This window comes from Microbulbifer sp. CAU 1566 (assembly GCF_023156515.1).
Lineage (GTDB): Bacteria > Pseudomonadota > Gammaproteobacteria > Pseudomonadales > Cellvibrionaceae > Microbulbifer.
Genome location: NZ_JALNMG010000001.1, coordinates 94425 through 108258, shown reverse-complemented (window position 1 = coordinate 108258; position 13834 = coordinate 94425). Strand labels below are relative to the sequence as shown.

Genomic DNA, 13834 nt, shown 5'->3' with positions numbered 1-13834 from the left:
GAAAAACGTTATCGCCAGGTTATCCACTGCAACCCTGGTTTAATCCGGAGCGGTGATTTCGATCAATGTCGGCGTTTTCCGCGCAAATGCGGAGGCCACCGCTTCGCTCAACTGTTCCGGCGTATCGATTCGGCAGCCCTCGGCGCCCATGGCGCGGGCGAGGGCGACGAAGTCCGGCGCGCGCAGGTTGACGCCCTCCTGCTCTACTGCCGCTTCATCCATAAAATCGCGGATTTCGCCGTAGCCACTGTTGTTCCACACCAGAATCGGCAGTGCCAGTTGCTGTTCCACCGCGGCCGCCAGTTCGCCCAGGGTAAACATGATGCCGCCGTCGCCAATCAAACCGATTACCGGGCGCGGGCTGGCCAGCGCTGCGCCGATGGCTGCGGGTAGGGCAAAGCCCAGAGTGCCGTAGCCGGTGGTGCAGGTGAGGTGACTGCGGGGCTGGAACAGGGGCAGGGCGTGGTTGGTGTTGTAGGCCAGCTGGGTGGAGTCGGTCACCAGAATGCCGTCTTCCGGCAGCGCATCGCGCAGCGCCTGCACCCAGGGGTAGCGGCTCTCGGATCCGGGCCACCATTCGCTGCGGCAACCGCGGATCAGCTCTTGCAGTTTCGCGGCGACACTTTGCCGCTGTTTTTCACTGGCTTCAGGCAGCACGCGGAGAAGCTGTTCAATGGTGGTCTTGGCGTCGGCACAGATGGCCAGGTCCGGCGTGGCGTTGCAGGTCAGTTGTGCCGGGTCTATATCGACGCGAATTAATTTGCCCTTGAAACGATAGTCCTCGCGCACCAGGTTGCGATCGGTTTCCGCGAGCTCCGTGGCAATGGCCAGCACCACGTCCGCATTTTCAATATGCTCGCGCACGCCGTTGAAGCTCAGGTTGGCGCCGCCGCACAGCGGGTGACGCTCGTCGACGATGCCTTTCGCCGCCAGTGACTGGAATACCGGTGCCGCCAGTTTTTCCGCCAGTGCCGTAGTGGCTTCAGCGCAGTGCTGGGCGCCGCCGCCGAGCAGGATGACCGGGCTCTTGGCACCTGCCAGCCACTTGGCGGCAGTCTCGACAGCATCGGGACCCGCGGCGGGCAGCGTGGGTGCGGGGGCGGCGCGGTAGTTGCCCAGCTGGCCGGGCATCGGTGCGGGAAACAGGTCGATGGGTATTTCGATATGTACCGGGCCCGGGCGGCTCGCACGCATCACCTGGAAGGCGCGCGCCAGGGCTTCCGGCAGTTGCTCAGCAGTGGAAACCGTATGTTGCCAGACGCAGAAGCCGCGACTGACATCCTGCTGGTTCGGCAGTTCGTGCAGGCGCCCGCGTCCCATGCCCAGGTCCTGGCGGCGGTTGACCGCGCTGATGACCAGCATGGGAATGGAGTCGGAATAGGCCTGGGCCATGGCGGTGGCGGCATTGGTGACGCCGGGGCCTGTGATCAGGAAGCAGACGCCGGGCTTGCCGCTGGCGCGGGCGTAGCCATCCGCCATAAAAGCCGCACCCTGTTCGTGGCGCGGGGTGATATGGGTCAAGCCGCTGCCGGGGAGGCCGCGATAGAGTTCGATGGTGTGAACCCCGGGAATACCAAATACGGTATCTACACCGTACTGGCGCAGCAGGTGCATCAGCACCTGGGCACAACTGGGAGATGTGTTCGGTTGCTCGGTCGCAGGATGGTCAGTTGATTGCATTGGCGGCATACCCTGAATTTTTTATTTCAAACGGTTACAAGCCCGTCATTGCGCTGGAGCCTACCGGGCGTAAAAAAGTCCTGCAAGCACCCGCAGAGTCTGCGTCTGACGCGCAGAATTCGCGGGATAATTGAGTGTAGTCACCGGGCATGGCGGGGAAAATTGCGCGAATTTGGATTTGGCACGCAACTGCGTAAACTTGCTGCCAGGTTATTTTGAATTCCCAGTACAAGAATCAGCAGTAAGGATATGACAGCGATGGAAATTGATCAGTGGCGACGCGAGTATCTTCAGGGTGGTTTGGAACGCGGTGACCTGGCGGATGACCCGATGAGCCAGTTCAACGCCTGGCTGGAAGAGGCCGTGCGGGCCGATATTTCCGATCCCAGCGCGGTGTGCCTCAGTACCGCGGATGCCTCCGGTCAGCCGTCCCAGCGTATTGTGTTATTGAAAGGCTTTGATGCCCGCGGCTTTGTGTTTTACACCAACCTCAAAAGCCAGAAGGCCTGGGATATTACCGCCAACCCCAAGGTATCCCTGCTGTTTCCCTGGCATTTCCTGGAGCGGCAGGTCATCGTCCGCGGTGTCGCCGAGCAGTTAACGGACGAAGAGGCGGATGCCTATTTTCGTACCCGTCCGAGAGATAGCCAGATAGCGGCCTGGGCCTCCCATCAAAGTGATGCGATTGTCTCTCGTCAGGTATTGGAAGAGCAGTTCGAGGCGTGCCGCCAGCGCTTTGATGGTGATGAGGTGCCGCGGCCAGAATTCTGGGGGGGCTACCGAATTGCGCCCCATGCGGTGGAGTTCTGGCAGGGCAGGGCGTCGCGGTTGCACGATCGTTTCGTGTTCCGTGCCATGGATGACGGTGAGTGGCAGGTGGAGCGGTTGAGCCCCTGATGTCATCCTTGATTTAGCACTTGATTGAGTCCTGATCGCGTATGGATAGTGAGTATTGATAGCAGTATTGATAGATAGTGCGATGGAGTCGCGAACGGCATAGCCTCTTTGCTATGCCGTTTTTTCGCCTTTCGCCTTTACCTTCCCGATTCCAGTCAGGCGCTGATAAAGCGCTGGGTATGGTAATCGGTGCTGCCAAACAGATACTGGATGCTGGTCAGGCGCTTGAACAGGTGTGCCACATCCAGTTCATCGGTGACCCCGATACCGCCGTGCAATTGCACCGCTTCCTGTCCCACCTTGCGCGCGGCCTTGCCAATTCTGCTTTTTGCGGCAGATACCGCTTTCGGCGCCAAGCCGTCGTTGGCATCCAACTGCATGGCGGCCATCATCAGGATCGAGCGCGCCTGTTGGCATTCAATAAACATATCTGCCATACGGTGCTGCAGGGCCTGGAAGCTGGACAGGCTGGTGCCAAACTGCTTGCGGGTGCGGGTGTACTCCACTGTTTTTTCCAGCGCACTTTCCATGGCGCCCACGGCTTCGGCGCAAATGGCGAGGGTGGCGCGGTCGATGATTTTTTCGATCGCGGGCAGGGAATGGCCTGCGCGTCCAAGGAGATTGGCTGCGGGTACGCGTACCTGGTCAAAATAAATTTCCGCCGCGTTATGGCCATCGACCGTTTTGTAGCTGTTGCGGGTAACACCCGGGCTCTTGGCGTCCACCAGCAGCAGGCTGACGCCCTCGGCATTGTCGGCATCGTCGGTGCGTACGGATACCAGCAGGGTATCGGCGGCAGCGCCGTTTAATACCAGGGTTTTATGCCCCTGCAGGACCAAGTTGTCCCCATCTACTTTGGCGCTGGTGGCAATATTGGCAAGGTCAAAGCGATGTTGTGGCTCCGCGAATGCAAACGCCAGTTGCAGGGAGCCTTCCATCAGGGGCAGCAGCCAGTCGTTTTTCTGCGCTGGTGATCCCGCCTCGGCAATCAGGCCCCCGGCCAGAATCGCGCTGGCCAGCAGCGGTTCGACGACCATCCCTTTGCCAAACTCTTCCATGACCACAATCAGGTCGACCGCGGACCCGCCCAGGCCACCGTCCTCCTCGGTAAAGGGCACCAGCAGCCAACCGAGTTCTGCGAACTGCTGCCAGTGATCGCGATTGAAGGGCGCGTTGCTGGTTACGGTTTTCTGGCGATGTTCAAAGGCGTAGTCCTGGCGAATAAACCGAATCACACTATCGCGCAGTAGTTGTTGTTCTTCGCTGAAAGAAAAGTCCATGGGGATTTCCTCCGGTTACAGGCCCAGCACGGCCTTGCAGATAATGTTTTTCTGGATTTCGTTACTGCCGCCGTAGATGGATGACTTGCGATTATTGAAATAGCGCAGCCAGCTGTTTACCGCAGAGTCCGATCCCACCCGTTCGCCATCAAACCCTTCGTCCAGCTGCCAGGGGACATAGGGCATGCCGCCACAAGCGGCAATTTCCGCGTGCAGCTCATCGATGGACTGGGCCAGCTCGGTGCCCTTGATCTTCAGGATGGAGGACTCGGGTCCCGGTGCCTGGCCGGTGCGAATGGCGTCCAGGGTGCGCAGTTCGGTGTACTCCAGAGCCAGGAGTTCAATTTCAACTTCGGCAAATTTGTGTGCAAACACCGGGTTATCCATCAATATGCCGGCACTGTCAGGGGTGTTTTCGGCCAGCTGACGGGCTCTCTGTAGCTGGCAGCGGGACTGGGCAACCCGCGCTATGTTGGTGCGCTCGTGGGTCAAGAGTACCTTGGCGTAGGTCCAGCCTTTGCCCTCATCGCCAATTCGGTTCTCTACCGGTACCCGCACATTGTCGAAGTGGACTTCATTGACCTCGCGATAGCCATCCAGGGTCAGAATAGGGGACAGGGAGATTCCCGGGGTGTGCATGTCGATGAGCAGGAAACTGATCGCTGTCTGGTTTTTCTCTGCGGGCGTACCGGTGCGTACCAGGCAGAAAATCCAGTCGGCGTACTGGGCCAGGGTGGTCCAGGTTTTGGTGCCATTGACGATGTAGTGGTCGCCGTCGCGGTAGGCCGTGGTTTTCAGCGAGGCGAGATCGGAGCCGGCATTGGGTTCCGAATAGCCCTGGCACCACCATACATTGCTGGCGAGAATGTCGGGCAGGAAGCGCTGCTTTTGCTCATCGTTACCAAATGAGAAGATCACCGGTGCCACCATTTTCATACCGAAGGGGATAACCTCCGGTGCACCGGCGAGGGCACATTCGGTTTCAAAAATATTCTTTTGTGTGGCGGTCCAGCCGGTACCGCCGTACTCCTCTGGCCAGTTGACGGCGGCCCAGCCTTGCTGGTATAGAATTTTCTGCCATCGCACGCAGTCTTCCTTTTCCAGGTGCATGCCGAGCAAGGTTTTTCGACGAATATCTTCCGGCAAATTTTCCTGTAAAAACTGCCTTACACTGCGGCGAAATGCCTGCTCTTCCGGCGTGTACTCGCTGTTCACAATCGAGTGACCCCCAATACTTTTTCTGGATGTGTTGGCTTACAGATTGGCGCCTGCAACAAACCTGTGCCACTACCGCCGGGGTAATGGCAGTCGTTTCAGATTCGTTTGAGGATTTCAGCCAGCTTCCCGTTCCGGTATCCGCCCTGGCCGTGAAGTTGGAGTGTGGCAGTTGACCGTCAGGCAAACTTTACCGAAGAGGTTATGGTGTGAAGGTAGCGCCGGGCACACACTCGATGATGCCAGCTGACCTATTTGTACTGTGGATACTCATTATTATTCTGTGCAATAGGGGGTGAGCGATAAACTGTTACCTAAGGAATCACTCATTCTCGCGATTGCTGCCCCGGTAGCAATTTGGAGAAGTCCGGAAACAAACCCCGGTGGTTTCTAATTGTGACGGCAGAGTCATTCATATGGGACTATTTCCGTAACTTACGTTTTGCGTTGTTCGGGATAAGCGGAATGAATTACTCAAAAAAATAAACTTTTGTAACGGAAAAACCTCTAGTAGTCTTTCCGCTGTCGGCCTCAATATGCGGTGGTTCACGGGGTCGATAGTAAACAGGACGGTTTGCTGGACTGATTCGCTGGTAGGGATCAACAGCGAGCGGTACAGTAGCGATTACCGCAGTTCTGTTGCTGGAAATTACATAAAAATAACTCGGTGCAATGGAGAGAAAACATGGGAAGCCAATCTGACGCTTTCACCTCACACGACTGTTCCAATACAGCGAAAGTCAAAACATCCAATTCCAGGAATCTGGTACTGGCCTCGGCCTGCTCCTTCGCTGCGATGTCGCTTGCATGCGGTGTGGGTACGGCGCACGCCGCAGGAAACTCTGTCGATACCCTGCTGGAAGAGGTCCAGGTTGTTGCGCGCAAGCGCGGGGACGCTGAGCGCCTGCAGGATGTCCCTGTCGCAGCGACGGCCTACTCTGGCGACCAGCTGGAAGCCCTGCAGACCCGCGACCTGGAAAGCCTCGCATTCAAAATGCCCAATGTGCAGATGGACGATGCCGGCACCATCAAAAGCACCGCCAACTTCACTGTGCGTGGCCTGGGGGTGAACAGCTCCATCCCGTCCATTGACCCCACCGTAGGTGTCTTTGTCGACGGTATGTACATGGGGATCAACGCCGGTGTAATCCTGGATCTGTTCGACCTGGAAGGGATCGAAGTACTGCGTGGCCCGCAGGGGCTCTTGTTCGGGCGCAACGTCACCGGCGGTGCGGTGGTGGTCAAGACCGCCAAGCCCACCGAGGAGTTTGCCAGCAAGATCCGCTTCTCGACCACGGCCCAGCAGGAAACCAACCTGGCGGGTACCGTTTCCGGCAAGATCAGTGAATCCGTGAATGGTCGCCTGACAGCCTACTACAGCGACGACAAAGGCTGGTTTGAAAACAAATTTAACGGTAACGATAACCTGGGCGCTTCCACCACGTGGTTTGTGCGCCCCAGCTTTACTGTTGACCTCGGCGAGTCGGCCGATCTGATCGTGCGCCTCGAGTCCGGTCATGTGGACGCGGACGGGCCCATCGGTCAAAACCGCGGTGATTTTTCGCCATTGATCGCAGCATCTGTGGGGGTTACCGATTGGGATAACAGTGAAGACTCCTTTGAGGTGGCGATTGACAACGAAGGCTGGGCTGAAACCGACTGGACCCAGGCAATTGCCGAGTACAACCGGGATGTGGCCTTCGGCAGCGGTACCATCACCAACATCCTCGCCTGGCGGGATTACGAGACCGACGGTGAAGGGGATATCGACTCCCTGCCGGTACACCTGTTCCACTCCTATAGCCTGATTGACCAGGATCAGTTGAGTAATGAGCTGCGCTACTCCGGTCGTTTTGGTGCTACTGCGATCACCAGCGGTGTCTACTGGTTTACCCAGGACCTGAAATATATCGAAGAGCGCGACCTGCTCGGTGGCGCGCTGGTGATGGCCGGTGGTGGTGTTCAGGATCACACCGCAATGGGTGTCTTTACCCAGGCCGACATCGACCTGAACGATTCCTGGGTACTGACCCTGGGCGGCCGCTACTCCAGCGAGGAGAAGAGCGCCGATATCGCCTCCATTATCCCCGGCAATGGTTGTGACCGGGAGGGTTGCACCACTTATGACTTCAGCGATACCGAGGAGTGGAGTGCTTTCACCCCGAAAGTGGGGATGCAGTGGCTGATCAGTAATTCTGCACAGGCCTATGCGGTGTGGACCAAAGGTTTCCGCAGTGGTGGTTACAACATGCGCAATACCGCCTTTGGTGAATCCCCGGGGCCGACCGATCAGGAAGAGCAGAACAGCTTCGAGATTGGTGCCAAGACCCAGTGGCTGGATGGCCGGGTAAAAACCAATATGGCGCTGTTCCACAACACCATCGACGACATGCAGCGGGAAGTGAACCTGCCCAGTGCCACCGCCGGTGTGGCCCAGCTGATTCGCAATACCGCCGACGCGACCATTCGCGGCGCCGAGTTTGAAATGATGGCCGGCTTGACCGATTCACTGCTGATGACCATGAATGTGGGCTATGTCGATGGTGAGTACGACGATATCTGGCTAGATCTCACTGGTGACGGTGTGGTGGACGGTGCAGACTACGGGCTGGAAATTCCCCGTCTCGCCCCCTGGACCTACGGTGTGGGCATGGTGCATGACCTGCAGCTCGGCAGCTGGGGCGCGCTGACCTCGCGGATCAACTACAACCACCGCGACGCCTCCGCCTATACCGACAACAACGCCGGTATGCTGAGCGAAGTGGAGATGGTGGACTTCAGCATCGGTTTCACCCCGGATTCCGGCAGTTACCGCCTGGCCCTGTTCGGCAAAAACATGCTGGATGAAGTCAGCGAAGGTAACGATACCCAGCTGCCGGGTATGTTGGGACCGGTAACCCTGGGCCCCAACTCTACCTTTACGCCGATCAACCGCGGTCGCATCGTGGGTATCGAGTTGAACTACGACATCTGAGTTTTATCTCACCTCACCTCCAGTCTTTTTGCCCGGCTCTGCCGGGCTTTTTTGTTGTAGGATCTGGTGCACTGATTACTGCACAAATTACACGGTGGGAGAAAACGGATGCGCTATATCGATCTGCCCGAAAACGGTGGCCCGGAAAACATGCAATTGGTCGAGGGACCATCGCCCCAGGTTGAGCCTGGGCAGGTGTTGATCAAAGTCGCCGCGGCTGGCGTCAACCGCCCGGATATCGTCCAGCGTGCCGGCTTTTACCCACCGCCCCCGGGGGCCTCCCCGGTTCTGGGGTTGGAAGTCGCCGGTGAAGTAGTGGCCGTCGGTGAGGATGTCCGCCGCTGGCAGGCGGGAGATTCTGTGTGCGCTTTGACCAACGGTGGCGGCTATGCGGAATTGGCTCTGGCGCCGGAGGAGCAGTGCCTGCCGATCCCGAAAGGGCTGAGCGTTATCGAGGCAGCAGCTCTGCCGGAAACGTTTTTTACCGTCTGGAGCAACCTGATACACAGAGCGAAACTGGAACCCGGCGAGGTGTTGCTCGTGCACGGGGGGTCTTCCGGTATCGGAACTGCAGCGATTCAGATTGCGCGGGAGCTGGGGGCCAGGGTTCTGGTTACCGCTGGTTCTGCCGAAAAATGTGCGGCCTGCAAGGATCTGGGCGCAGAGCGTGCCATCAACTACCGTGAGCAGGACTTTGTAGCGGCCGTCATGGAATACACCGATGGCAAAGGCGCCGATGTGATTCTCGATATGGTCGGCGGAGACTATGTCGATCGCAATATCCGTGCGGCCGCCAAAGACGGCCGCATCGTCAATATTGCGTATCTCAATGGAGCCAAAGTCGAGGTCAATATGCTGCCAGTGATGCTGAAGCGACTGACCCTGACCGGGTCGACCCTGCGCCCGCAGTCACCGGAAGTAAAGGCCGCTATTGCCCGGGACCTGGAGAAGAGAGTGTGGCCGCTGATAGAGGCGGGCAAAATTCGTCCGGTGATGGCGGCCACGTTTGCACTGGAAGACGTGGCGGACGCACATCGGTTGATGGAGTCGAGTGACCATATTGGCAAAATTGTGCTGACGCCATAATCGTCGCCAACAGACTCCCCGGGACAGATACCGCGCCTAAAATCAGTTCACCGGAAGCGACATTGGTGTAGGCCTGATAAAGCCTGCTGATCTTACGTACGTAGGCGACAGGTTCTGAGCCGCGCACATAGCCGTAGCGCGCCTGTTGAAAGTACTTCGGTTCGGAGAGCTTGAGCATGGCAACCTCCACATTGTCGAACCATTTGTTGGGATCGAGACCGATACTTTTCGCAAGACGTTGGGCATCCAAAAGGTGGCCTAGCCCGGCATTGTAAGGCGCGAGGGTAAACCACAGTTGCTCACTGACTGGGAGGGGGGCCTTGAAGCGATTGCGGACCCACTCCATATATTTAACGCCAGCCTTGACGTTCTTTTCCGGGTCGAAGAGTGGTGGCGGAAAGCCCATATCTTCACCCGTGCGTGGCATGACCTGCAAAAGTCCCTGGGCGCCTACAGGTGATACCGCTTTCGGGTTGAAGTTACTCTCCTGCCACATTTGCGCGACAATCAGGCGCCAGTCAAAGTTATATTCAAGCGCCGATGCCTGCACAATCCTGTCGTAGGGAGACAGTGCTTCACCTGGTATCACCCGCGCGGAGATTCTTTGCACCAGATGCTTATCCGGCTCGAAATAGGCCGCGAGCAGGTTGTCAAACTCTTTGCTTTTGCTAAATCCCTTAATAAACCGGTCGAACTGTCGCAAGAGGTCTTTGTGTCCCTGCTTGACCATCCACCCCTGTTGTTGGCCCTCGCTAACCTGCAGGCCGATGAGCAATTCCGGGCGTAGGGCCGCCTGAATATCAGCGATGTATCCGTCCTCAATGGTGGCCTCAAAGTGTCCCTCGGCGACTTTGTTAAGCACTTCCTCGAATGACATTTCGGCGGGGGCCACTTGGACATTTATATCGACACCGTGCTCCCGCAATTTTCGCGCGGTTTGGATAAATGAGGAGTAAGCGCGCAGGGTGATAGTTCTTCCCCGCAAGTCGTCAAGGGTTTCGATTTTGGGGTACTTCCGGTTGCTGATGATTTTCTCGGTGGTTTCGATAAATGGCGAGCTGAAGGTTACTCCCCGTTCAATACGGCTCTGGGTTATTGTTGTAGAGGCGCCGGCAATATCCGCTCGTCCATCCACCACCCAATCCACAAGGTCTTCTTCGTTGGGTACCACAACGATTTGTAACTGCAGTTTGTGCTTATCGGCGAAAGCCTTTGCCATGTCGTAGTCAAAGCCGCGCAAGACACCTTTCCACAGGTAATAACTGGTGGGTCCGTTATAGGTAGCGAAACGTATCACTCCCGATTCTTTGATGGCGTACCAGTGGGATGTGCGTTCCGGAACAGCATTGACCAGTGTTCGGGTAAGAAAGTTATTGATGCGGCTTTTCAGGCGCACTGCGTCCTTGCGGATAGCCCAGGCGATATTTTGCTCCGGTCCCACGGTGGCGCCAACCTTCAAATCATCGCGGTACTGCAACGTTTCTTCTGCGAGGTTTCGATGCAGGATGGTCACCGCGTTGTCTACTTCAGAAACCATGTCAAACACGGTGTCTCGTTTATCCGTCAAATATACTTCGCGGACCGAAAAGTTGGCATCGGGATATTTGGCAACGAGGGCGTGGGCCCGGTCGGCGTAGGTGCTGCCGGCAAGGACGATAAATTCCGTTCCCACCAGATTTTCAATATCGCTGATGTCTGGACCATTTTTTCCTGAAATCAAAACATCCGCAGTTTGTAATATTGGAATACTGAACCCTACAACTTCCTGGCGTAATGGCGTGATACTCATATTTTCCGCGACGATATCTACTTCGCCATCCTGTACCATGCGGAGTGCCTGTTCCGGAGATTGAGCAATATACCAGCGTGTGGGAAGGCCGATTCTTTTGGCAAAGTCTTCGGCCATTTGTCGGTGTGTCTGATTGACGATTGTTTCACGGGGAAGTATCGGCTGATTGTCACCGGTCAAGCTGACGAATCGGATGAGGCCACGCTTTTTGATCGCCGCTAGGTCTCCCTGTTCGATATAGTTTTCGTTCGCAGTGCGGTCTGAGGGTAAAGTAATCTGCTCAATCTCTTGCACAGATACATGTGGGGCTGACGCAGAATCGCGTCGATCACATGCTGCAATGCAGAGGGTCAAGAGTGCTATAAGCAGCGCGCCGAGGAGAGCTGCACGGCGATTTAACGGAGTTTTTTCTATTGCAATAACTATTCCCACTTTAGTGCCCTGAGACTTTAATAGTTTCCATTGCCAAGCTCTATGGTAAGGTCGTCGCAGGTAATATCCGATGACCTGCGTTGCGGCGATGGATATTGCACATGGCAGTTATGAAAACTTACTAAATCCTGGTTGCTCGACTTAATGGAAGCCTGTGTGTACTGGGGATTCGCAGCGCGATATCCAGAAGAGCGGGTTGCAAGGCATCATGCTCGGCGCGCGACTGCGCGGTATGTGAGTAAAATTCGGCACGTAGCGTAGGCGCAACGCAACTTCTCCCGGAGATATGTCTGTGTAGGCGCGGTAGAGCTTGCTGATGTTATGCACATACTGAACCGGCTCAGCGCCGCGCACATATCCGTAGCGGGCTTTTTTGAAATACCGCGGTTCTGAGAGTTTGAGCATCGCGGTTTCGACATTTCCGAACCAGACATTCGGATCCAGGTTCAGGTCTTTTGCCAGACGCTGGGCGTCGTACAAGTGGCCAATGCCGGCGTTGTAGGCAGCCAGGGAAAACCACAAGCGGTTTTCCAGGTTGATGTCGTCATCAAAGCGCTCGCGTATCCAGCTCAGGTATTTGACCCCAGCCTCGATTCCGCGCTTGGGTTCAAACAGCGGTGGTGGATACCCGACTTCCTCAGCGGTACGCGGCATAACCTGTAGTAACCCCTGGGCACCTACTGGCGACTCTGCCTTGGGGTCAAAGCTGCTCTCCTGCCACATCTGGGCAACGATCAGGCGCCAGTCAAATTCGTGTTCCTGCGCAGACTTTTTTGCGAGTTTGTCGTAAGGCGACAAGTCTTCGCCCGGCCTGATCCGGGTTAGTATTTTGTCGCTGACTGCCTTATCTGGTTTGAAGTAGTAATTGACTTTTTTTGCATACTGTTTGGATGCTTTGAACTCTTTGATAAAGGTATCGATTCTCTCCCGCAGGGATTTGTTTTCCTTGAGAACCATCCAGCCTTGGGGGAGTGGGTCACTGACCACCGGACCTGCAGTAAGACCCTCCCGCAGTGCAGCGCCTACTTCTGCGGCATCGGCGTCGACAATGGTGGCATCCAGCTCACCTTCTGCGACCATATTGACGATTTGCTCGTAGCTTACCTCCGGCTCGGCCAGCTCTATCTTTACCTGGATGCCGCTATCCTGTAGCGCTTTTGCGATGCTCTCAAAAATTGAAAAGGCGCGCAGAGTAAGAGTGCGACCATTCAAGTCCTGGACAGTTTTGATTGGCGGTTTGGCACTGTTGCTCAGGACCTGCTCGGCCATTTCGATGTAGGGCGTGCTGAAATCGACTCCGCGCGCCTTGCGCTCTTCGGTGATGGTGATCGAGGCGCCCGCAAAGTCACCGCGTCCCGCCTTTAGCCATTCGATCAGTTCCTGGTCATAGGGTACGACAATCAGCTCCAGCTCAAGGTTGTGCTTTTCGGCAAAGGCTATGGCGAGGTCGTAATCGAAACCCATCAGGGTGCCTTTCCACATGAAGTAACTGGTGGGGCCGTTGTAGGTGAGAAAGCGGATCACCTTGGATTTTTTGATCGACGCCCAATCGGACTTCCTTTCAGTCGGCGCCTTTACCATTTTTTTGGTGAGAAAGTTGTTGATGCGCAATCTGAGTTCGGGGGAGTCTTTGCGCATGGCCCAAACTATGTCTTCTTCCTCACTGAGGAAAGCGCCCTCCTTGAAGTCGTCCCGGTAGCCTTTTACCCCCTGCACAATATTACTGTCGAGAATGGTGACCACGTTTTTTCGGCGGTTGATATTGTCGAGCAACTGGTCGACGGTGTCGTTTTTCTGCAGCTCGCGCATCTCAAGTTTGGCGCCGGGAATTTTCTGTTTCAGCGCCTGGGCGGTGGCGACATAGGTGCTGCCCGCCATGATGGAAATAACAATATTGTCGAGTTTGTCCGGGTGCTCAACGTCAGGCCCGTTTTGCCCTGTAACCAGTTGTTGGCGGGAGTTCGCTATGGCCTCTGTCAGGTCAAAATTCTGTGCCCGCTCCTCGGTGCGGGTGAGGTTTCCGGTAAAAACATCGGCGCGGCCATTCTTGATCATTTCCAGCGCCTTTTCCGGTGAGGCTGCTGCGATCCAGTGTGGTTCGAGCTTGAGTCGCTTGGCGAGGTCTTCCGCCAGCTGGTAGTGCAACTGGGTCACAATGGCTGCGCGGGGAAGCAGATCCTCTTCACTGGTGGCCAGGGTGACGAAGCGGATGCTGCCGCGTTTTTTCAATGCGCTCAGGTCTCCCGATTCATCGTAGTTCTCGAAGCGGGTGTCCCTTTCTTTTTTGAATTCTTGCGGTGGTTCATTTCCCGGTGCGGGGGAGGGTGCTTTATTGTCGCACCCGACAATCAATCCGCAGAGAGTGAGTACCAAGACTGGCAATAGCAGGTGTTTCGAGAGAATCGCGCCCATGAATTACTCCGCTTTCGCAAATAAAGCGATTCAGCAATCCTAGGGTCACCGTGGAGAAATAGTTGTGAG

General features: G+C 56.4%; 7 protein-coding genes and 1 pseudogene. 3 read left to right on the top strand and 5 right to left on the bottom strand.

Going from position 1 to position 13834, the window contains the following annotated elements:
* Nucleotides 1-39: 39 nt before the first annotated feature.
* On the bottom strand, nucleotides 40-1680 hold the full coding sequence (locus M0G74_RS00460) for a 5-guanidino-2-oxopentanoate decarboxylase (protein WP_248213337.1): 1641 nt from the start codon (nucleotides 1678-1680) through the stop codon (nucleotides 40-42).
* Nucleotides 1681-1938: 258 nt separating this feature from the next.
* On the opposite strand from M0G74_RS00460, the gene pdxH reads away from it, so the two are divergent.
* Nucleotides 1939-2577 carry a pyridoxamine 5'-phosphate oxidase gene (gene pdxH / locus M0G74_RS00455; protein WP_248215268.1) on the top strand — a complete coding sequence of 213 codons (639 nt, stop codon included), beginning with the start codon at nucleotides 1939-1941 and terminating at the stop codon, nucleotides 2575-2577.
* 155 nt (nucleotides 2578-2732) lie between these two features.
* Here the strand turns inward: pdxH and M0G74_RS00450 are convergent, their stop codons facing one another.
* Both M0G74_RS00450 and M0G74_RS00445 read right to left on the bottom strand, forming a co-directional pair.
* Nucleotides 2733-3857 carry an acyl-CoA dehydrogenase gene (locus M0G74_RS00450; protein ID WP_248213334.1) on the bottom strand — a complete coding sequence of 375 codons (1125 nt, stop codon included), beginning with the start codon at nucleotides 3855-3857 and terminating at the stop codon, nucleotides 2733-2735.
* A 15-nt stretch (nucleotides 3858-3872) separates the two neighbouring features.
* Entirely contained in the window at nucleotides 3873-5072 is a 1200-nt protein-coding gene (locus tag M0G74_RS00445; protein WP_248213332.1) for an acyl-CoA dehydrogenase family protein, read from the bottom strand.
* Nucleotides 5073-5757: 685 nt separating this feature from the next.
* Here M0G74_RS00445 and M0G74_RS00440 point away from each other — a divergent pair.
* Both M0G74_RS00440 and M0G74_RS00435 read left to right on the top strand, forming a co-directional pair.
* On the top strand, nucleotides 5758-8046 hold the full coding sequence (locus M0G74_RS00440; RefSeq protein WP_248213330.1) for a TonB-dependent receptor: 2289 nt from the start codon (nucleotides 5758-5760) through the stop codon (nucleotides 8044-8046).
* Between the two features lie 108 nt (nucleotides 8047-8154).
* Complete coding sequence (locus M0G74_RS00435) at nucleotides 8155-9132, top strand: NAD(P)H-quinone oxidoreductase (protein WP_248213329.1); 978 nt, start codon at nucleotides 8155-8157, stop codon at nucleotides 9130-9132.
* A 238-nt stretch (nucleotides 9133-9370) separates the two neighbouring features.
* Here M0G74_RS00435 and M0G74_RS00430 read toward each other — a convergent pair.
* Nucleotides 9371-11038, bottom strand: a pseudogene (locus M0G74_RS00430) (transporter substrate-binding domain-containing protein); the annotation flags it as partial.
* A 456-nt stretch (nucleotides 11039-11494) separates the two neighbouring features.
* Nucleotides 11495-13765, bottom strand: a complete 2271-nt coding sequence (locus M0G74_RS00425) for a transporter substrate-binding domain-containing protein (protein ID WP_248213327.1) — start codon at nucleotides 13763-13765, stop codon at nucleotides 11495-11497.
* Nucleotides 13766-13834: the final 69 nt, after the last annotated feature.